This is a genomic window from Chryseobacterium sp. JV558 (genome assembly GCF_033712365.1).
GTDB lineage: Bacteria > Bacteroidota > Bacteroidia > Flavobacteriales > Weeksellaceae > Chryseobacterium.
Genome location: NZ_WJHU01000006.1, coordinates 15,339 through 34,984 on the forward strand (window position 1 = coordinate 15,339; position 19,646 = coordinate 34,984).

Annotated in this window: 18 protein-coding genes; 6 read left to right on the forward strand and 12 right to left on the reverse strand. The window is 36.9% G+C overall.

Features of this window, described 5'->3' with window-relative positions:
• The first annotated feature begins 177 nt into the window (after positions 1–177).
• Both GFU89_RS18505 and GFU89_RS18510 read left to right on the forward strand, forming a co-directional pair.
• On the forward strand, positions 178–2,316 hold the full coding sequence (locus GFU89_RS18505; RefSeq protein ID WP_318848546.1) for a S9 family peptidase: 2,139 nt from the start codon (positions 178–180) through the stop codon (positions 2,314–2,316).
• Positions 2,317–2,644: 328 nt separating this feature from the next.
• A complete protein-coding gene (locus GFU89_RS18510; protein ID WP_318848547.1) occupies positions 2,645–3,670 on the forward strand; it encodes an Atu2307/SP_0267 family LLM class monooxygenase in 1,026 nt (341 codons plus the stop codon).
• A 75-nt stretch (positions 3,671–3,745) separates the two neighbouring features.
• Here the strand turns inward: GFU89_RS18510 and GFU89_RS18515 are convergent, their stop codons facing one another.
• From GFU89_RS18515 to GFU89_RS18525, 3 genes are read right to left on the reverse strand one after another with little or no spacing between them, the layout of a single operon-like run.
• Positions 3,746–6,781 (reverse strand): SMC family ATPase, encoded by a 3,036-nt coding sequence (locus GFU89_RS18515; RefSeq protein WP_318848548.1) that lies wholly within the window; start codon positions 6,779–6,781, stop codon positions 3,746–3,748.
• 3 nt (positions 6,782–6,784) lie between these two features.
• On the reverse strand, positions 6,785–7,990 hold the full coding sequence (locus GFU89_RS18520; RefSeq protein WP_318848549.1) for an exonuclease SbcCD subunit D: 1,206 nt from the start codon (positions 7,988–7,990) through the stop codon (positions 6,785–6,787).
• 49 nt (positions 7,991–8,039) lie between these two features.
• Positions 8,040–8,195 carry a hypothetical protein gene (locus GFU89_RS18525; RefSeq protein ID WP_318848550.1) on the reverse strand — a complete coding sequence of 52 codons (156 nt, stop codon included), beginning with the start codon at positions 8,193–8,195 and terminating at the stop codon, positions 8,040–8,042.
• A 120-nt stretch (positions 8,196–8,315) separates the two neighbouring features.
• On the opposite strand from GFU89_RS18525, the gene GFU89_RS18530 reads away from it, so the two are divergent.
• A complete protein-coding gene (locus GFU89_RS18530; RefSeq protein WP_318848551.1) occupies positions 8,316–8,567 on the forward strand; it encodes a VF530 family protein in 252 nt (83 codons plus the stop codon).
• A 116-nt stretch (positions 8,568–8,683) separates the two neighbouring features.
• On the forward strand, positions 8,684–9,184 hold the full coding sequence (locus GFU89_RS18535; RefSeq protein WP_318848552.1) for a peptidylprolyl isomerase: 501 nt from the start codon (positions 8,684–8,686) through the stop codon (positions 9,182–9,184).
• 188 nt (positions 9,185–9,372) lie between these two features.
• Here GFU89_RS18535 and GFU89_RS18540 read toward each other — a convergent pair whose 3' ends face one another.
• The 4 genes from GFU89_RS18540 to GFU89_RS18555 all read right to left on the reverse strand — a co-directional run bounded on the left by GFU89_RS18540 (position 9,373) and on the right by GFU89_RS18555 (position 13,442).
• Positions 9,373–9,750 (reverse strand): YchJ family protein, encoded by a 378-nt coding sequence (locus GFU89_RS18540; RefSeq protein WP_318848553.1) that lies wholly within the window; start codon positions 9,748–9,750, stop codon positions 9,373–9,375.
• A gap of 278 nt (positions 9,751–10,028) precedes the next feature.
• Positions 10,029–10,460 (reverse strand): hypothetical protein, encoded by a 432-nt coding sequence (locus GFU89_RS18545; RefSeq protein WP_318848554.1) that lies wholly within the window; start codon positions 10,458–10,460, stop codon positions 10,029–10,031.
• Between the two features lie 2 nt (positions 10,461–10,462).
• Complete coding sequence (locus GFU89_RS18550) at positions 10,463–11,221, reverse strand: hypothetical protein (RefSeq protein WP_318848555.1); 759 nt, start codon at positions 11,219–11,221, stop codon at positions 10,463–10,465.
• Between the two features lie 79 nt (positions 11,222–11,300).
• The gene (locus GFU89_RS18555; protein ID WP_318848556.1) at positions 11,301–13,442 is read right to left on the reverse strand and encodes a M3 family metallopeptidase; all 2,142 of its coding nucleotides are present in this window, start codon (positions 13,440–13,442) and stop codon (positions 11,301–11,303) included.
• A 259-nt stretch (positions 13,443–13,701) separates the two neighbouring features.
• On the opposite strand from GFU89_RS18555, the gene GFU89_RS18560 reads away from it, so the two are divergent.
• Complete coding sequence (locus tag GFU89_RS18560) at positions 13,702–14,529, forward strand: GIN domain-containing protein (RefSeq protein ID WP_318848557.1); 828 nt, start codon at positions 13,702–13,704, stop codon at positions 14,527–14,529.
• A gap of 1 nt (position 14,530) precedes the next feature.
• Here GFU89_RS18560 and GFU89_RS18565 read toward each other — a convergent pair whose 3' ends face one another.
• From GFU89_RS18565 to GFU89_RS18585, 5 genes are all read right to left on the reverse strand, one after another.
• Positions 14,531–16,420, reverse strand: a complete 1,890-nt coding sequence (locus tag GFU89_RS18565) for a monovalent cation:proton antiporter-2 (CPA2) family protein (RefSeq protein WP_318848558.1) — start codon at positions 16,418–16,420, stop codon at positions 14,531–14,533.
• A 3-nt stretch (positions 16,421–16,423) separates the two neighbouring features.
• The gene (locus GFU89_RS18570; protein WP_318848559.1) at positions 16,424–16,945 is read right to left on the reverse strand and encodes an NAD(P)H-dependent oxidoreductase; all 522 of its coding nucleotides are present in this window, start codon (positions 16,943–16,945) and stop codon (positions 16,424–16,426) included.
• Between the two features lie 196 nt (positions 16,946–17,141).
• Positions 17,142–17,960, reverse strand: a complete 819-nt coding sequence (locus GFU89_RS18575) for a TPM domain-containing protein (protein ID WP_318848560.1) — start codon at positions 17,958–17,960, stop codon at positions 17,142–17,144.
• Positions 17,941–18,369: a TPM domain-containing protein gene (locus GFU89_RS18580; protein ID WP_318848561.1), complete on the reverse strand. Its 429-nt coding sequence runs from the start codon at positions 18,367–18,369 to the stop codon at positions 17,941–17,943. The genes GFU89_RS18575 and GFU89_RS18580 overlap by 20 nt, the downstream gene beginning before the upstream one ends.
• A gap of 3 nt (positions 18,370–18,372) precedes the next feature.
• On the reverse strand, positions 18,373–18,978 hold the full coding sequence (locus GFU89_RS18585; protein ID WP_318848562.1) for a LemA family protein: 606 nt from the start codon (positions 18,976–18,978) through the stop codon (positions 18,373–18,375).
• Positions 18,979–19,051: 73 nt separating this feature from the next.
• Between GFU89_RS18585 and GFU89_RS18590 the strand changes: the two genes are divergently transcribed.
• Positions 19,052–19,549, forward strand: a complete 498-nt coding sequence (locus GFU89_RS18590) for a dihydrofolate reductase (RefSeq protein WP_318848563.1) — start codon at positions 19,052–19,054, stop codon at positions 19,547–19,549.
• Positions 19,550–19,646 lie beyond the last annotated feature (97 nt).

The following is a 19,646-nucleotide window of genomic DNA, read 5'->3' on the forward strand; positions in this document are numbered from 1 at the left end:
TTAAAAATTGACAAGCGCAGCGAATCGACTATCACAATTGACTTATTTAAAATCTTAACTATTAAGTTAAGAAATAATTTCTTTGAAAGCATGAATTCCATTTTGTCAATGTTTTAATTTAACATTTTTTAACGGATGGTTTTTATTTCTTATTTTTGATGGATTCAATTTTATACAATGAAATTACATAAATTTTCTTTATTGATGCTGGTTTTAGGTAGTTCAGCATTTGCCCAGACCCAGAAATTTACCATGGCAGAGGCTGTAAATGGGATGAGAACAAACCTTGCGGTGAAAAATATTTCCCAATTTTCATGGGCTGCAGACGGAAAATCGTACATCCAGGCTGTGAAAGGCGGTTATCTGATTACAGATTTGAAAACCAATAAACAGGATACCCTGATCTCGTTAAGCCAACTGAATAGAAACTTATCCAATGATAAGCTGAAGGCTGTTCCTGCTATTAAATTTACAGGGAATTCTAATGGATATTTTACTACAGGTGGTAAAATGTCGTGGATTGAAAAATCAGGAAATGACTGGAAAGTAAAAAATACATCTGCTGTAGATCAGGATGCTGCGAATGTGAAAATGTTTGGTGACGGCCAGACTTTTGCCTTTACAGCAAAGAATAATTTATTTGTAAACAGGAATGGGAAAACCATTGCGGTAACTAACGAGTCTAATGAAAATATTATCAGCGGGCAGGCGGTTCACAGAAATGAATTTGGAATTGATACCGGAATTTTTCCTGCACCCAATTCAGAGAGTGTAGCTTTCTATAAGATGGATCAAAGCATGGTAGCAGATTATCCGATCATTGACTGGTCTGTAACGCCTGCTGTAAACCATAACATCAAATACCCGATGGCTGGTCAGACTTCTCACCAGGTAACATTAGGTGTTTTCAATATTAAAACTCAGGCTACGACTTTCTTAAAAGTTGAAGGTGAAAAAGATCAATATTTAACAGCTGTTACATGGAGCCCGGATTCCAAATATATTTTTGTAGGAGTTCTGAACAGAGGGCAGAATCATATGAAAATGAATCAGTACGATGCTGCAACCGGAGAACTGGTAAAAACATTATTTGAAGAAACAGACAGCAAATATGTAGAGCCACAGCATCCACTTACTTTCTTCCCGAATTCTAATACGGATTTTATCTGGCAGAGCCAGAGAACAGGATACAATCATTTGTTCCACTACAGTCTTGAAAAAGGATTGGTAGCACAGGTTACAAAAGGAGACTGGCTGGTAACGGATATTTTAGGATTCAACGAAAAGAAAAAGGAAATCTATTTTACTTCAACAAAAGAAACTCCTTTAGAAAGACATTTATACAGAATCAACTGGACCAATTTCAAAATGCAGAGACTGGACAGTGCAGAAGGTATGCATGCCGGAACATTGAGCAGCGATGGAAATTATCTTTATGATGCTTATAGCAATGCCAATTCACCAAGAGTTGCTGATATTATCAATACTGCTAATTTAAAAACGACTAACATCCTTACTTCTGAAAACCCATTAAAGAACTATCAGAGACCGGAAATTAAAAACGTAGAATTAAAGGCAGATGACGGAACTCCTTTGTATGGGAAAATTATCCTTCCAACCAATTTTGATCCGAATAGAAAATACCCTACCATTGTTTATCTGTATAACGGACCACACTTACAGCTGATCACAAATACCTTCCCGGCTTCAGGAAACCTTTGGTATGAATATATGGCTCAGAATGGATACATCATCTTCACAATGGATGGAAGAGGTTCTTCTAACCGTGGAATGAAATTCGAGCAGGCTGTATTCAGAAACCTGGGAACTACAGAAATGAACGATCAGATGAAAGGAGTAGAATACTTAAAATCTCTTCCTTATGTAAACGGAGACAAAATGGGAATTCATGGATGGAGCTTCGGAGGATTTATGACGACAAGTTTCATGCTTCGTAAGCCGGATGTATTTAAAGTAGGAGTAGCAGGAGGCCCGGTAATAGACTGGAGCATGTATGAGATCATGTACGGAGAAAGATATATGGATACGCCACAGGAAAATCCACAGGGATATGCAGCTGCTAATCTTTTGGATAAAGTTCAGAATCTGAAAGGGAAATTACTGATGATTCACGGGGCACAGGATGATGTGGTAGTATGGCAGCATTCTATAAAATTCATTAAGTCAGCTGTTGATAATGGAGTTCAGTTAGATTACTTTACTTATCCGGGGCATCCGCATAATGTGATCGGAAAAGACAGAGTTCATCTGATGCAGAAGATTACAGATTATTTTGATTTATATCTTAAGAAATAATAATAGAATCCAGCCGTTCCGGCTGGATTTTTTTGATAAATAGAGTTGTTGGAAAGCGCAAAGGCGCAATTTTTTGATATTATTCGTTTTAAGGCGCAAAGATTTTATCTGCGATAAAATTTTATATTCCTAATACTATAAGAATTAATCCTTGCTGAAAATCTTTGGTTTTCTTGCGTCTTAAAAATTACCCCTACAAGTTAAAAACCTTTGCGACTTTGCGTTTTCCAACAAATCATAGTTTAAAACAACAAGACCTCCGATCTTACCAAACATCAATGTTTTTGACTTTTCATAGCCGTAATTTTGTATTACTAAAATCAACAATATGGAATTAGGAATAGGAATGTTCGGTGATTTGGCTTTTGACCAGTCAACCGGAAAATATAGAGATGCAGGAATTAAGATCCGTGAAATATTGGATCAGGTAAAATTGATGGATGAGGTAGGAATTGATGTTTTTGCAATGGGAGAACATCACCGTCCGGATTATGCGGTTTCCTCCCCGGAAATAGTATTGGCAGCGGCAGCAAGTATCACAAAAAATATAAAACTGGCCAGTGGGGTTACTGTTTTAAGTTCTTCGGAGCCGGTAAAAGTATATGAAGATTTTTCAACACTGGATCTGATTTCTGACGGAAGAGCGGAGATATTTGTGGGACGTGGAAGTTTCATTGAGTCATTTCCGTTGTATGGATATTCGTTGGATGACTATGAACAGTTATTTGATGAGAAATTAGAATTATTACTGAAAATCAATTCGGAAGAAAATGTAAGCTGGTCTGGAAACCTTCGTGCTCCTATGCATAATCAGACTGTTTATCCAAGAGCAAAAAATGATGGAAAACTTTCCATCTGGAGAGCGGTAGGAGGTACTCCGCAGTCTGTTTTAAGCGCTGCACAATTAGGAATGCCATTAGTGGTAGCGATCATCGGCGGAATGCCGGTTCAGTTTAAAAATCTGATCGAATTTTATAAACAGGAATACCAAAAAGCGGGACATGATGTTTCGAAAATGCAGATTGCCGTTCATTCACATACTTTTGTGAGTGATGATCAAAAAGCAGTAGATGCGTATTTTCTGAATTATAAATCTCAAATGGATAGAATAGGAGCTTCCAGAGGATGGGCTCCTTACACAAAAGCGCAGTATGATGGTGGAAGAAGCAAAGACGGTGCATTATTTATCGGCAATCCGGCAGAAGTAGCAGACAAAATTGCTTACATGAAAGAGATTTTTGGGATTACAAGATTTATCGGACACATGGATGTGGGAGATCCTGCTCACGACGTAATGATGAAGTCTATTGAATTGTTTGGAAATGAAGTGAAGCCTGTTATAAAAGGACTGTAACAGGGAAGTTTATGAGGTGCAAAAGCCACAAAAGATATGCTCTTTTGTGGCTTTTGTAATTTAAAATATATTGAATTAAATAATCTCAATCAGACTTCCTCTTTCCTCATCTTTAATGATATTGAGAGCTGTAGGAATCTTCTCTTTCAGTTCTTCAACGTGCGAAATAATCCCCACAATTCTGTTTTCTTTCATCAGATTGGTGAGCGTTTCAAATACAATGTTAACAGATTCCGTATCCTGAGTTCCGAAACCTTCATCAATAAAGAAGAAGTTTTTCTCTGCCTGTGCATTGGCCTGAACACTTTCTGCCAGCGCCAGCGCCAGGCTTAAAGATACCTGGAATGCCTGTCCTCCAGAAAGGGTTTTTACACTTCTGCTTTTCCCCTCGTTAAGGTAATCGATGATCTCGAAATCATTATTTTCATTAAGCTGAAGACTCAGCTGGTTTCTGGTCATCCGGTGGAAACGTACATTGGCATGATCGCAAAGCTGCCTCAGATAAATAGAAGAAACGTATTGTACAAAACCTGCTCCTTTAAACAGATTCATCATTACCTTTAAATTCTCAGAACGTTTCTGAAGCTTTGTCAGTTCTTTCAGAAGATCTCCTTTTTTTACGAATTCTTTTTCCAGTCGGTCTATTTCAGCTGTTTTTGTTACGACAGAATCACTGCTTTTTTTCTGCTCACTTTGTGCCTCACCAAACTGTTGCTCAGCCAGAGAGAATTGTTCATTATCGAATGAAAGTCCCCTCAGCTTTAATTCTAACTCATTGATGAATTTCTTCAACGCTTCAAACTCAACTTTGAAATTCTGAATTTTAGCTCTTACAAGTTGAACATTAATATCCTGAAGCAAGATATTTTCAACTTCTCCGAACTCAGTGAAGTTTTGATCAACTAAAGCTTTGGAAATAGCTTCTTCATTGCTGGAAATTTCCTTTTCAAGTTCAGTAATCTGCTTTTCAGACTGGCTGACAATCGCTTTTTGTTCTGCTAATTTTGGAGAGAGAATTTTTTCCTGCTGTAATAACTTTTGGTAATTCTCTTCAGTTTCCTTATTGAATTTTACCAACTTTTGATACGCTTCTTCAACCTCAGTTATTTCCTTTTGAGCATACAGATTCCAGTCCAGAATTTTAAGAGCAGAACGGCTGATATTGATTTGTTCCTGTTTTGAAACTTCTTCCATTCGAAAAGCTTCCAGCGCACCCTTATATTTTTCTAGGATTTTGGTTTCTTTTTCCAGTGTTTCTCTTTCCAAAGCGATGTTTCGTTCCGTTTCTTCAATCTTTTTTTCTAAAGCAAATGAGTCAGAACGTTTTTTCTCAAATTCTTCCTCCTGATCTGGAGAGAAGGGTTTCCATGTGAAATTCAGAACATGATTTTCAATATCTTTCTGAATCTGAAAGACAATTTTCTGTTCTGAAACAAGCTGTTCTTCAAATATTTTTTTACGGTCCAGAATTTTGTCAATGTCAGCTTCCTGCTTTTGAATACCGGTTATTTCCTGCTCAGCAGATGTTATTTTCTCCTGAATTTCCTGCAGCTCGGTATTGACATCATGAAACTCTACAATATGCGGATGTTCCTTAGAGCCGCAAAGAGGACAGTTTTCACCATCATGAAGCTCACTGGCAAAACGGGAAAGCTCTTTCTGTATTTTAAGATGATCCAGTTTCTGGGAAAGCTCTTTTTTCTTGACTTCTAACGCTTCCTTCCTGCTTTTGAAATCTTCTTTATAATTTTCGGTATAAGCAAAAGGCTTTAATTCCTCTGCAATTTCACCGATCTGTTTTAGATGCTTCTCAATCTTTTCAGCTTGTTCCTGATGTGATTTTTTTAAGTTTTTTTGTTGAATAAACCAGTTTCCCACTTCAGAAAGTAAAGCGGAATCCAGTTTTTGTTCTTTTAATACTTTAATCTGCGCAGAAAGTTCATCAATCTTCTTTTGAATTTTATCCTTACTAAGATCTACTTCTTTTACCTTTTCGGAACCTTTCTGAGTCCTTTCATTCAGTACTTTGATCTCCTCAGAAAACTTAAGGATCTGAATGATGAGGTTCATATCATTTTCCTGAATCTTCGACTGTTCCAGAGCTTTGAACTGTGGTTCAAGAACGGAAAGTTGTTCCTTTATAATCGTAAAAACCTTCTCAGTTTCCTGCCACGCTTTTATTTGCTGTTCTTTCTCGTTACGCTTATCCGCAATTTCTTTTGACAGCTTATTTTTTTCAATTATTAAAGGGTTAAAAAGCCTGAAAATACGGTCGTATAATTCTGCCTGTGTTTCCAGAGTATCCATCTGTGGCTTTTCTTCAGAGAGCTTGCTGAATTTTTCCTTATTTTGCTGTAAACTGTCAAAATCACTTTTTAAGTTTTTCAGCTGTTGATAAGTGTGGGAAATCTTTTCCAGTTTTTCATTAGACTCAGAAAGTATTTTCTGTTCCTCTGCCAGCTGCTCCTTCTGAATCTGGATTTTCTCCTCATTGATTTCTTCAAATCCTTTTAACTGGCCTTCAAGCTGATCCAGTTCAGATCTGTTTTTTACATTGAGTGCGGAAACATTGTTCTGAAGATCAAATTTCTGAAGATTAAAGATCTCCTTCATCATATTTGTTCTTTCAGCAGCGCCCAGTTCAAGAAATTCTTTGAACTGTCCTTGCGGAATGATGATGGTTCTTTTAAAGTTGGAATAGCTTAAACCAATGATGATCTCTGCATTCGCGTGATCCAAGGGAATCCATTTGCCATTACTATTTTCATAGAAAGTAACTGCATTGGGTTTTACCTCTTCGAATTTTTTTGAATTTCGTTTAAAATCACGGGTGGCACGGAAAAGCTTATTCTCATAATTCACAAAATCAAACTCTATATAAGAACTGTTTGACTTTAAATTCATCATGTTGTAAGCCCTTTTATCACGCATGTTCAGACGTTCCGTTTCTCCATATAAAGCAAACGAAATCGCTTCAAGAACCGACGATTTCCCGGAACCCACCGCCCCGAAAATACCAAACAATCCGGCTTCGGTAAGATTTCTGAAATCAATAGTCTGGCGTTCCTGGTAGGAATAAAGTCCTTCTATAGTTAATTGAACAGGGATCATGGCTTATGCATTTAAAATTTCGTTAAACAAATTCATCAGTTCTTCATTAGCTTCCTGCCCGCCATTTTTAGATTTAAAATAATCTTTGAATAATATATCAATGTCCTGATTTAAATTGATTTCGTGGCTTTGCTTTTCATCAAGCTCCCGGTTTTTGACTTTTGGAATGAGATGAACAACCCCGTTATGAGACTGATAAATCAATCTTCTTTCATCAGCCGTTAAAAAAGTCTCACTTTCCAGCGTCAGCTCAATAAAGGTATTGGGGTTTTCACCAAGCCATTGCACTGTATCTTCTACGGAGGTGAATGTTTTTCTGACTAATGTCCGTCCCTTTTTCAATGCTCTTTTTTCGTAAGTAACCGCTTTTCCCGGTTCAGCATCAATAATAGAAACATACTTTGTCTGCCCGGCTTCACTGAAACTGTAGCAAAGGGGAGAAGATGAATAAATTACAGGCTTTTCCTTCGTTCCTATATTCTGAAAACTATGCAGGTGACCCAATGCTGTATATTGAATCTGTTCAGGAATGCTATCTGAAAAAATAAGGTCCGCATTTCCGATTTTAATAGGTTTTTCACCCTCAGGTTCTTCTAAAATTTCCGCACCTCTTTTATTCATATATAAATGGGCAGTCAGAAGATTGATTCCGGAATCATCGCAAAACTGATCTGCAAGATCTTTCCACGTCTGTGAAAGGACCTTGTTGATTTCTTCTTCTTTATTTTCGCCAAAATATTCCTTTAAACGAATCTCATTTGCGAAAGGCGTATGAAGAATTCTTATGGGGAAATCTATACTTTCAATTTTAAGTTCTATAAAACCTGCTTTTGAGTTTGAAATGTTGAAATATTCTGTTCCAAAAGGTGTGATCTCGGCTTTAGGATGACCGATTAAAATAATGCCGCATTCCCTGGCCAACGGGTCTGGAGCATTGATTAAGCTTGGAGAGTCATGATTTCCGGAAATAGCAATCACTGGCCGTTTCCCATTCAGAGATAAACGTTTGAGGGTTTTGTAAAAAAGCTCAACGGCTTCTACACCTGGATTAAAATTATCAAAAAGATCGCCGGCAACAAGAATAAGATCCACATGCTCTTCATCAGCAATACCTATGATCTCTTCCATTACCAGAATTTGCTCTTCCATACGTGAAAAGCGGTCCAGTCGTTTTCCCAAATGCCAGTCGGCGGTATGCAGAATTTTCATAAAAAGTGTATTATTGTTTAAAGTAAATAAGTTGAGTCATAACCAATTTTCATGGTTGATTATCAGTTTCTTCTTTTACTTTGAAATCTTCCAGAATTTGTTTTAAACGTGCTTTTCTTTCTGTTTCTGCATTTTGTATTTTCCGCTTTTTCTGATCAATTTTGTTTTTGTTTTTTTTCCTGTTTGCTTCGTTGTTTTTGCTCATATTTGTTGGTAACGAATAATTTTTGTAGCTAAGCAATAGCTTCTTCAAAAATACTAAAGATAAAGAGTTTAAACAATTTTAGTGGTTAAGTCTAATAAAATGTTTTAATTTTGCTGTGTTATGGAAGAAAAATCAAAAGATCCTTTACACGGGAAAAGGCTTGATGCTATTCTTGAAGAATTGGTAGAATACTACGAAGGATTTGAAAAATTGGGTGAGCAGATCAATATCAAATGTTTTACAGATAACCCGAGCATCACTTCTTCCCTGAAATTTTTACGGAAAACACCTTGGGCCAGAACAAAAGTTGAAAGTTTGTATCTTTTTGTATTGAGACAGAAAAAACGGGATGAAACTAAGGGCAGAAAATAGAAAGCAGGATCTCACTTTTAGATTTTTCATTTGATTTTCTCCTTTGAACAATCATTTCAAAAAATAGTATATTTGTAAAATTAATCGTGAAAAAACTCACGAAAAAAAGAAAAAATATGACAATTGAAAACAATCATGTTGTAGCTGTAAAGTATATACTTCACACTATCGAACCAGATGGAAGTAAGATTCTTGTAGAAGAAACAACAGAAGAAAACCCGCTTACATTTTTGTACGGTATGGGAATGATGATTCCAAAGTTTGAAGAAAATATCTTAGGCTTAAAAGCTGGTGATAAAGCTGATTTTACCATTCAACCTGAAGAAGCTTATGGTGAAAGACAGCCTGATGCTATCGCACAATTGCCAATTGATATGTTTAAAGAATCAGGAACTCCACCTATTGGAGCTATCTTACCTTTATCTGATAACCAAGGAAATAATTTCCAGGCTTTTGTGGTAGAAGTAACACCAGAAGTTGTAGTAGCAGACCTTAACCATCCAATGGCAGGTAAAGTTTTAGATTTCCAGGTGGAAATTTTAAATACTCGTCCAGCAACAGAAGAGGAATTGTCTCACGGACATGCTCATGGAGTTGACGGAAATGAAGCTCACTAAAAAATAATATCAATCCAATCATTTTTTGGATAAAAGATAAAAATTCCCCACAGATACTTCTGTGGGGAATTTTATGTATAATATTGATTAAGTGCTTGACATTCCTCTCTTCCGGAGGGGCGTCAAAAATTCAAATAATTTTTGACGGGGTGGTTTTACAAAAAGCTATAAAGTTCTTTGTCGTTATATTAATCTAAAAATTCGCCTGAAACATAATACCAGCGTTCCTGCATTTTCTGAAAAAGTGAAAACTCATGATGAAGCTGAGGATGACCGTCCTGATCTGTATAATAAGCCTTAAACTCCACATGATTTAAAGTGGGAGTCCGGATGATTTCCAGTTTTGTCCATTGATTGATCTCTCCCCATTCCTGAAGGTCTTTCTTCTTGTGGTATTTTCTTTTTCCCGGAAGCGTAGTTTCCATCAGATATTCACCATTTGGAATGGCAAAAGCAGAGAACCTTGAACGCATCAGCGCTTCAGCAGTAGGAGCATGTTTTTCTCCGGTATGATAAGGTTTGCAGCATTCTTCGTATGATTTTCCTGAACAGCAGGGACAGTTCATATATTGAATTTTAAATGTTGAAATGCAAAAATAATGAATATTGGTAGAAACGGCTTCAGCAAATTTGAATTTTATATTTTACTGAATTTAATATGCTGAATATTGTGAAATTCAATAGGAATTGGCTTTAGCCCGTAAAAAATAGACAAACAAAATCCAACGGCTTTAGCCAAAACTTAGAAATGAAAGTTTCTATACTTTTTTCAAATTTAACAGGTCATGCCAATTTTAAATCTAAAAAAAGAAGCATTCTATTAAAGAATACTCCCCGTTATTTTTTACTGATTGTCTTCATCAATTTTAGTATCAATAAAGCTATAATTAGCATTTGTCATATCCAATGCTTGTTCTTTTGAATTGAATTTGACATGTGATGGATCTATAACCGTATAAGTATAGATATCTGTTTTTCCTGAATTAAAGTGGAGTTCATGAAATTCTCCATTCTCAATCCACCATTGACCTCTTTCGATGACTTGATCGATGTTGCAATCCTGGATAGCGGTGAAAATAAGCATAAAAGTACCATCTGCTTTTCTTTCCATTACCCAACGTTTTTCCATGCCTACGATCTGCTGGTCTTTTTCACTTCCTTTCCATAAGCCTACAAGCTTGTTGTCTATTTTGTTGGCTTGTGGTTTTGCATGGCTTTTTTGAGCATAGATAGACCCGAAAGTCAATAGTAATGTAGTTACAATAATTTTTTTCATGGTTATTTAAAAAAGAATGTTAAGGGAACTCTGCTGCTTACTATTATTCCCATAGTTTTTGCGGGAACCCATTTTGTTTTTTTTATAAAATTTTTAGTTTCGTTGATAAAGTAGGATGAGTACTTATAATTTTTTTTATTCTGGAAAGTAAGATCAATATCTATGTCTGAGACTGTCCCATCTTTGTGAAGCGTAAACTTTGCAGAAATGGAAGAATAAAAATCTTTGTTTTTCCGGTATTCAAATTCATCCGGATACTTTATGTTTTTCCAAAAGTTTTTTTCATAGTCTTTAAAAAAACTTCCGTAGGATTTGCTTCCAGGATACCTTGAAATGGTGTCGCATTCTTCAAAATCATAGATCTTGTCTATGTTTTTTTTAATATACTGCAACTCTGCGATGTGTCTCAAAGAGTCAATAAACTTTGGCCCGAATTTTCTGTTGATTTCCTTTGACATTACACCTTCATAACAATTTTGCAGCTCCAGTGGAACAGTGCAATAATAAAGCGCAGTTCCTGCTTCGATATTATTTTGTTTTAAAAGAACATCCATTTCATCATTGCTTCTGTAACTTTTTACCATTCCAAAGTAATGGAAATACACAAGCTTGCCTTTTTTTATATCTGCTTCAGCTCTTGCCGTTTCAGCAACACATTGGGAATCCAAATATTTTCTCTCTTCTTTAATATATTCTTCTAATTCCTTATTGGTAATGGTATCAGTATGTTTTTTAAATGAAGATTCTGACCTGTTTTCCAATCTTTTATTTTTAATTGAAAAGCAAGTCAGAATGATTAATGAGGACAATACTTTTATACCGGTATTGATGATCATATGATTATTTAATAAACCCTCTGTTTCTTAATAAAGGTTTGATATCTGGATCATGTCCTGTAAAGTCTCTAAATGCCTGGTTAAGATCTACAGAATTTCCTACAGAAAGAATATATTTTCTGAAACGGTCACCATTTTCTCTGGTTAATCCACCATTCTTACTGATCCATTCCCATGCATCATTATCTAAAGTTTCAGACCATAGATAAGCGTAATATCCTGCTGAATATCCACCTCCCCAGATGTGTGCAAAATAAGGAGTATGATATCTTGGCGGAACCGTTGCCAAATTGAATCCATGGCTGGCCAATGATTGTTTTTCAAAATCTAAAACAGGAATAAACTGGCTGTCATTGCTTACTGTATGCCAATCCATATCCAGTTCAGCAGCAGAAACCAATTCTGTAGTCATATATCCCTGATTGAAAGTAGATGCTTTTTTGATTTTTTCTACCAATGTCTGCGGAATAGGTTGTTTTGTTTCATAATGAACAGCATAGTTCTTCAAAACCATAGGATCTAAAGCCCAATGCTCATTGATCTGAGATGGGAATTCCACGAAGTCTCTTGGTACATTCGTTCCTGAAAGAGAAGGATATTTCTGGCTTGCAAACATTCCGTGAATAGAGTGACCAAATTCATGGAAAATAGTAGAAACATCATCATAGCTGATCAATGAAGGTTTCCCTGGAGCCGGCTTCTGATAGTTATAACAGTTAACGATTACTGGTTTTGTTCCTAATAAATAAGACTGCTCAACGAAATTGCTCATCCATGCCCCTCCGTTTTTAGAATCTCTTGTATAGAAATCCAGATAGTAGATGGCGATAGATTTTCCATCATGATCAAAAACTTCGTATGTTACTACATCAGGATGGTAAACCGGAAGATCTGTTCTCTTTTTGAAAGTCAGTCCGTAGAATTTTTCTGCGGCGAAGAAAACACCTTTTTCAAGAACCGTTGTGATTTCAAAGTAAGGTTTTATCTCACTTTCATCAAGATCAAATTTAGCTTTTCTTACCTGCTCAGCATAGAAATTCCAGTCCCAAGGTTCTACTTTGAAACCTCCTTTTTGCTGATCAATAAGATCCTGAATATCTTTTGCTTCACGTCTGGCTGTTTCCACTGCCGGAGTTGCAATCTGGTTCATTAGGTTAGTAGCGGCTTCAGGTGTTTTTGCCATCTGATCCTGCAGTTTCCATTCAGCAAAGTTTTTCTTTCCTAAAATCTGAGCTTTCTTCAATCTCAGTTTAGCCAGTTTTTCTATGGTTGATCTTGTATCGTTAGCATCGCCTTTTTCAGCTCTTGTCCATGAAGCTTTGAACAGTTTTTCTCTGGTAGCTCTGTTTTTTAAGTTTTGTAAAAGCGGCTGTTGTGTTGTATTTTGTAAAGCCAGTAGATATTTTCCAGGCTGTCCTGCCGTTTTAGCATCAGCTGCTGCTGCCGCAACTTCATCAGCAGAAAGTCCATCCAGTTCTTTTGCATCAGAGAAGAATACGCCTCCTTGTTTTCTAGCTTCCAATAATTTGTTGGAGTATTGAGTAGAAAGAGAAGCCAGTTCCTGGTTAATCTGCTTTAATTTTTCTTTATCAGCTGCAGAAAGATTCGCTCCTGCAATTTCAAAATTCTGCTTGTAATACTGTACCAGTCTTTTGCTTTCAGAATCAAGACCGTCTTCTTTGATGGATTGTATTCTTTTATAAAGATTTTCATTCAGGTACAATTTATCAGAATGAGCCGCAAAAATTGGTGCATATTCTTCATCTAAAGCCTGCAAAGTAGGGTTTGTATTCGCGCTTGTAAGATTAGAGAATACAATTTGTGCTCTTCTCAATACTTCACCACTTTTTTCCAATGCAACGATTGTATTTTCAAAAGTAGGGGCAGCCGGATTGTTGGCAATTTTTATAATTTCAGCTTCGTGCAGCTTTAAACCATAGTTAAAAGCAGGTTTGAAATGCTCATTTTTGATTTTGTCAAACTCCGGAGCTTCGTACTGAAGCTTGCTCTTCTTCATAAAAGGATTTGAAGATAAAGAGGAATCAGGTGCAGGTAGCTCCTGTTGAGTATCGGTCTGTTTCATTGTAGTACAAGATTGATTGAACGCCAAGGCAGAAATTAATAATACCGATGAAATATTCTTCATAAATATAGTTGTTATTAAACCATAAAGATATTAAAAACTTGTATCATAGAATCTATTTTGCCCCACGTATTTACTGAAACAGCGTTGTGAGTGATTTTAAAATGAATAAGTTAGGTATTGTGGGATGCATTAAGCTCTTTCTGAAAAATCTGTATTGCAGACAATTGCAGTATTTTCATAGGTAATGTAATATTTTTTATAAATTAGTTGTTATTTAAATATAAAGAAATCAAAAAAATAATCGACAAAAGAAATAAGCATGAAAACAAAGACTTTATTCATTTTTTCAGCCTTAGCGGCATTAGCCTCATGTAATGATAAACATGAGAACAGAAACAGAGATAGAGACGAAGACAGAAGTAACTGGGTAGAGAAAGTAGTGAGCAAAGAAAGCGGCCCGATACAGCATAAAGAATTTAGCGGAGATTTTGATGAAATTCAGGTTTCTCAGGCGATAGAAGCTGAAATCATAAAATCGGAGACAGAAAAAGTGGAAATTTCTGCACCTCAAAATATTATCGATGAAATTCTTGTAGATAATAATGGAGGGAAACTGCATATTCACTATAAACCAGGTATCAGAGTGATGAATATCAGCAAAGTGACTGCAAAAATTTATACAAAAGACTTTAATAAACTTATAGCTGATTCGGCAGCAAGAATTATCATAAAAGATAAATTTACTCAGGAAAAAACAGATATTGAAGCCTCTAGTGCCGGAAGTATTTCCGGAGATCTGGAAGCTAATGATATGGATATTAACATAAGCAGCAGCAGCAGCTATGATGGTAAAGTATGGGCTGTAAATCTTGACATTGAATCTTCATCAGGATCTACTCTTGATCTTTCAGGAAAAGCGAAAAAGGTAGATGTGAGTGCTTCTTCAGGCAGCAGTGTTTCTGCCAAGGGAGTTATTGCTGATGATGTGGAAGCAGATGCATCCAGCGGTGCAAGTGTTCATATCAGTGCTGTTTCCAGTGTGAAAGCAGGAGCTTCATCCGGTGGAAGTGTGGATATCTCTAAAAAAGGAGAGCTTAAGAATGTGAGCAAGGAAGAAAGCAGTGGTGGAAGTGTAAGCATCCAATAAATCAATCCTGGGACTCATCCTCATCTTCATCATCGGTGGATGAGGAACCTTCCCAATTTTTATTATCAAAATTAAGATTATCATAAGCTAATAAATCCTCCTCTCGCTGGAGGATTTCTTTTGTTGTAAACAGTGTGATATCATCATCATTTTCCTTCATTTTTGCCAGCTTCCTGATTGAAGCTTTATCAATAGCCATAAATCTTTGTCCGAGACGTCTCGCTGCATATTTCCTCATTCCTGTTTCATGAAGTACATCAACGGCCATGTCTACCGCTGTTCCTAATGTCTCACGGTAAATATGATTAACCCCGCTGTTGAGATAATCATAAGCATCAATCCTGTTTTTTGCTCTTACAAAAATTTTCACCTCAGGATAATGTTCGCGCACAAGTTCTGCAATGAATTTATTATCATCAGGATCATCTAAACACAAAACAAGAATCTCAGCATCTTCAATTCCTGCAGCCCTTAAAATAGGAATTCGGGTAGCATCCCCGTAATATACTTTAAAACCGTAGCTTCTGAGTAGTTTTACCCGGTCAGAATCTCTATCCAAAACAGTAGCTGATATTTTATTGGCTTTTAAAAGACGTCCCACCGTACTTCCGAAATGCCCAAAACCTACAATGATGATCTTCTTTTGAATCACATCACTGTCCAGGATATTAAAATCATGCTCTTCTTCAGGAATTTCTCTGATGAATTTCGGAGTGATAAACCTATCATTGATAATAAGAAGAATAGGAGTGATACACATCGTAATTGCTGTTACAGCCATCATCTGCGCATTCATTTCCGGACCCAACAGATAGAGATCCGATGCATAATTGAGCAGTACAAACGCAAATTCTCCCACCTGGGAAAGGGCAAATGCATAAAAAAGACTTTGAGGGGTATCTATCCTGAAAAACTTTCCAATGGTGTATAAAACAACAAATTTTACAGCCAGTACGGCAAAAACAGTACTGAAGATAAATAATGGATCTTTCTGGATAATATTAAAGTTGATGGTAGATCCGACACTAACGAAAAAAACAGCCAACAAAAGCCCTTTGAACGGATTGATCTGCGCCTCCAGCTCATGACGGAATTCACTGTTGGCAAGCATTACTCCCGCAAGGAAAGCACCTAGCGCGGGAGAAAGGCCGATGACAACCATTAATTCGGACACACCGATAACCAGGAATAGAGAAGAGGCTGTCAAAAGCTCAGTCATTCCAGATTTTGAAACATAGCGTAAAAAAGGAACGAAGACATATCTGCCGAGTAAAATAAGCAGAGCTACTCCGAAAATTACAGTACTGGCCTGCAGCCATTCTGGCAGCTTTTGGATCAGAATCTGAATTTCATTATCATGATGCTTGGCTTTATAATTGGCTACAATAGGTAGTATAGCCAAAATAGGGATCACTGAAATATCCTGAAACAGCAACGTGGAGAATGAGGCTTCTCCAGCTGTCGTTTTGAGATTATTCTTTTCCTGTAAAGTCTGCAGAACAATTGCCGTAGAGGATAATGCAAAACACATGGCAACAGCAATTGCTTTGTCTACTCTCCAGCCCACAGTGGTGAACACTAAGAAAAGTAACAGGATGGTAAGCACCATCTGAAAAAGTCCCAGACCCATTATTTTCTTTCGCATTTCCCAGAATTTCCGAGGTTCCAGTTCCAGCCCTACCAGGAATAACAGCATGATGACTCCAAATTCACTGGCATGCATGATATCATCCACATTTTTACCTGTAAGCCTGAGTACATATGGTCCTATAATGATTCCTCCTAAAATATAGCCGATTACAGAACTCAACCCTAATTTCCTGGCCAATGGAACCATGATAATGGCTACACCCAGGAAAATTAATGTGTTCATCGCTAAGCTGGATTCCATATGCTATTGATTGAGGAGTTCTGTAAATTCTTTTTTATGCAGGATAATTTCTTTTTTAGACAGCTTATTGGCCTCGTATACGATCTTGATATGCTTGATATCTGCTTTGAAAACTTTCAAGGAAACAATCAGTCCGCTGATCAGTTCATCAATTGTATATTGATAGGTACCGGTTTTAGTGAAAGATCTTTCTTTTCCACCGGTGGTTATCAGGATATAGACTTCTTTTCCTTCCAGGGGATTGTGCTCACCTTCTTTCAGCCAGTCTCTGTCGAAAACTTCATCAATCCATAATCTGAGAAGAGGAGGCATTCCAAACCAAATCAGGGGGAACTGGAAAACAAAGCGTTCGTAATTTTTAAGACGCTTTCTTTCTCTGAAAGCGGCAATATGAAAGTCAGGATATTCTTCGTAAAGATCTCTTAAGGTATAATGCTGATGGCGAACGTAGAAATTGATGAGCTCTACATTCGAATTGGAGTGCTCCAGATAAGGGTGTGCAAATACTACCAGCGTCTTCTTCATACTCCTGTTTTCAGTAAATATAGTAAAAAATATTGAATAAAAGATGGTTTTTTGATGCTTTTGTTAACTTTTTAATATGTAAAAATCAATTTAACATTAAGAAAAGATAAAAAAATCATGCTATTTTAGCTTTTTAAATAAAAAATCAGGTCGTGATGACCTGATCTGTTTATGTATCTGAAAATGATTGACTGATTTACCAACCTCCGGATGCACCGCCGCCGCCGAAACTTCCGCCACCGCCGAAGCCACCAAATCCTCCGCCACCGCCGCCGCCGGAACTTCCACCGCCAAAGCCACCTCCTCCGAAGCTGCCAGGGAATGGGAAGAAACCACCAGGATAGTTTCTGCGTCCTTTTCTTGTGATGATTACATCGTCATCATCGTCATTATTTCCACCACGTCCACCTCCTCTGTTACCGAAAAGTATGGCAATAATGATGAAAATAACGAAAGCAATAATCAGAACTTTAAAGGCGCTTCCATTACCGGAAGGAGCCGTGGTTGCCACAGGTTTGAATTTCCCCTGTACAGCCTCCATAATGGCTGAGGTTCCTCCATTGATCCCATCATACCAAAGCCCCTTCTTGAAGTTGGGGGTTACAATATAATCTAAGATCTGTCCTGCTACTGAAGCGGTAAGGTATTGTTCTACGGCACGTCCCTGCTGAATAGACATTGTTCTGTCTTCTGTTGCGATAAGGAAAACAACACCGTTATCCACTCCTTTTTTTCCGATTTTCCATTTCTGCCCGAACATAGTTGCCAGAAAGTTGACATCCTCTCCTTTGGTAGAACGGATGATTACTACTTCAATTTCCGTTGAGGTAGTATCTGCAAATTTGATCAGTTTATTGTTCAGGGCATCTTTTTCCTGCTGAGAAAGCAGATTGGCTTCATCAAAAACAGGATAAAGAACAGCTGGCTTTTCAGGAATAGTATATTGTGCTGATACAAATGTGTAAAAGCAAAGCAATAAAAATGAAAATACTATTTTAAGAGAACGTAATTTCATTTGAGAGTTGGTTTGGATTTTCTCCTTCTACAGGAAAATGTTTTTTGAGTTCAAGCCCTGTTTCCAGGATGGCACTTTTCAGAGCCTGATAATAATGTCCTTTGGCAAATCCCGCAGTAATATAGTCGTGAAGATGATCCCAGTAAGATTGTTTTACCTTTTCATGAATTCCGATATCTCCAATGATGGTCAGATATTTCTGTTCGAAATTGACATGGAAAAGAACAGCATTCCTTTCAGCGGTTTTGTCCATATTAAGTTTTTTGAAAACCTCAAATGCTGTCTTGGCATCACGGTTGTCCGTATTGGAATCAATATGTACCCTGATCTCTCCTGTAGAATGATCTTCCGCAGATTGAATCGCTTCCACAAGGGAAGCGATCTGTTGATTTGTTAGGAAATTACCCATTATTTATTTGAATACTTCAGGGGCTTTCTGAGCTCCTGCGTCAGCTTTGAAATAAGGTTTTTCTTTAAAGTTGGTGAAATTTGCCAAAATATTATTTGGGAAAGTCTTGATAGAAGTGTTGTAATCCTGTGCAGCTTCGTTGTAATAAACAGTTTCTGTTCTGATGCTGTTTTCGATAGCGGTATATTCTCTTTGGAAGTTAATATACTGCTGGTCTGCTTTTAAATTAGGATAAGACTCCACTACAGCCATCAATCGGCTCAATGCTCCGGATAATTCACCCTGTGCTGCCTGGAATTTAGCAATATCAGCCTCAGTCATGTTTGTAGGATCAATGTTGATAGAAGTTGCTTTAGAACGTGCTTCCACAACCTGCGTTAAAGTTTCCTGTTCAAATTTTGAATACGATTTTACAGTTCTTTCCAGGTTAGGAATAAGATTCGCTCTTTTCTGATACACAGTCTCTACATTAGACCATTTTGTGTTGACCGTCTGTTCTTTGGTTACGAAGTTATTATATCCGCTTTTTCCCCAGAAGAATAGAACAGCAACAATAATAAGGAGGGCAATACCAATTGTTCCAGCGCCAAAACATCCTTTATTTTTCATAGTTTATTTTTTTAAATTTTTTGTGCTAACCAAATATACAAATTATGTGCTAATTTTGTAAAAAATTATTTGAATGACAACAATAGTGGTGGCAATGGGAGAGAAAAATGAAATTGGTTTTGAAAATCAGTTGCTTTGGCATCTTCCTAAAGATCTAAAACATTTTAAAGATATTACTTCAGGACATCCTATTATAATGGGAAGAAAAACATATGAAAGTATTGGGAAAGCTCTTCCGAACCGTACCAACATTGTTGTTTCTAGAAAGAAAGACTGGTTTGAGGAAGGAGTCCTTATTGTAGGAAGCATCAAGGAAGCACTGAAATTTGCTAAAAAGATTGATGAAGAAGTTTTCGTTATCGGTGGAGGAAATATCTATGAACAGACTATGGATGTTGTAGACCGACTTGAAGTTACTTTGGTGAAAGCAGACCTTGAAGCGGATACCTTCTTTCCGAAAATAGATCAGAAAATATGGAAAAAAGTAGGCGAAATCTGTCATGAGAAAGATGAGAAGAACGGCTATGATTTCTGCTTCCAGACGTTTGAAAGAATTAAAAAAGAAGCTTAGGAATCACCAATCAATTTTGCTTCGCAAAGTGAATAGTGAATTTTTTGGCAGGTACGAAAAATTGACCATTCACCATTGACTTTTTGAACATTAAACC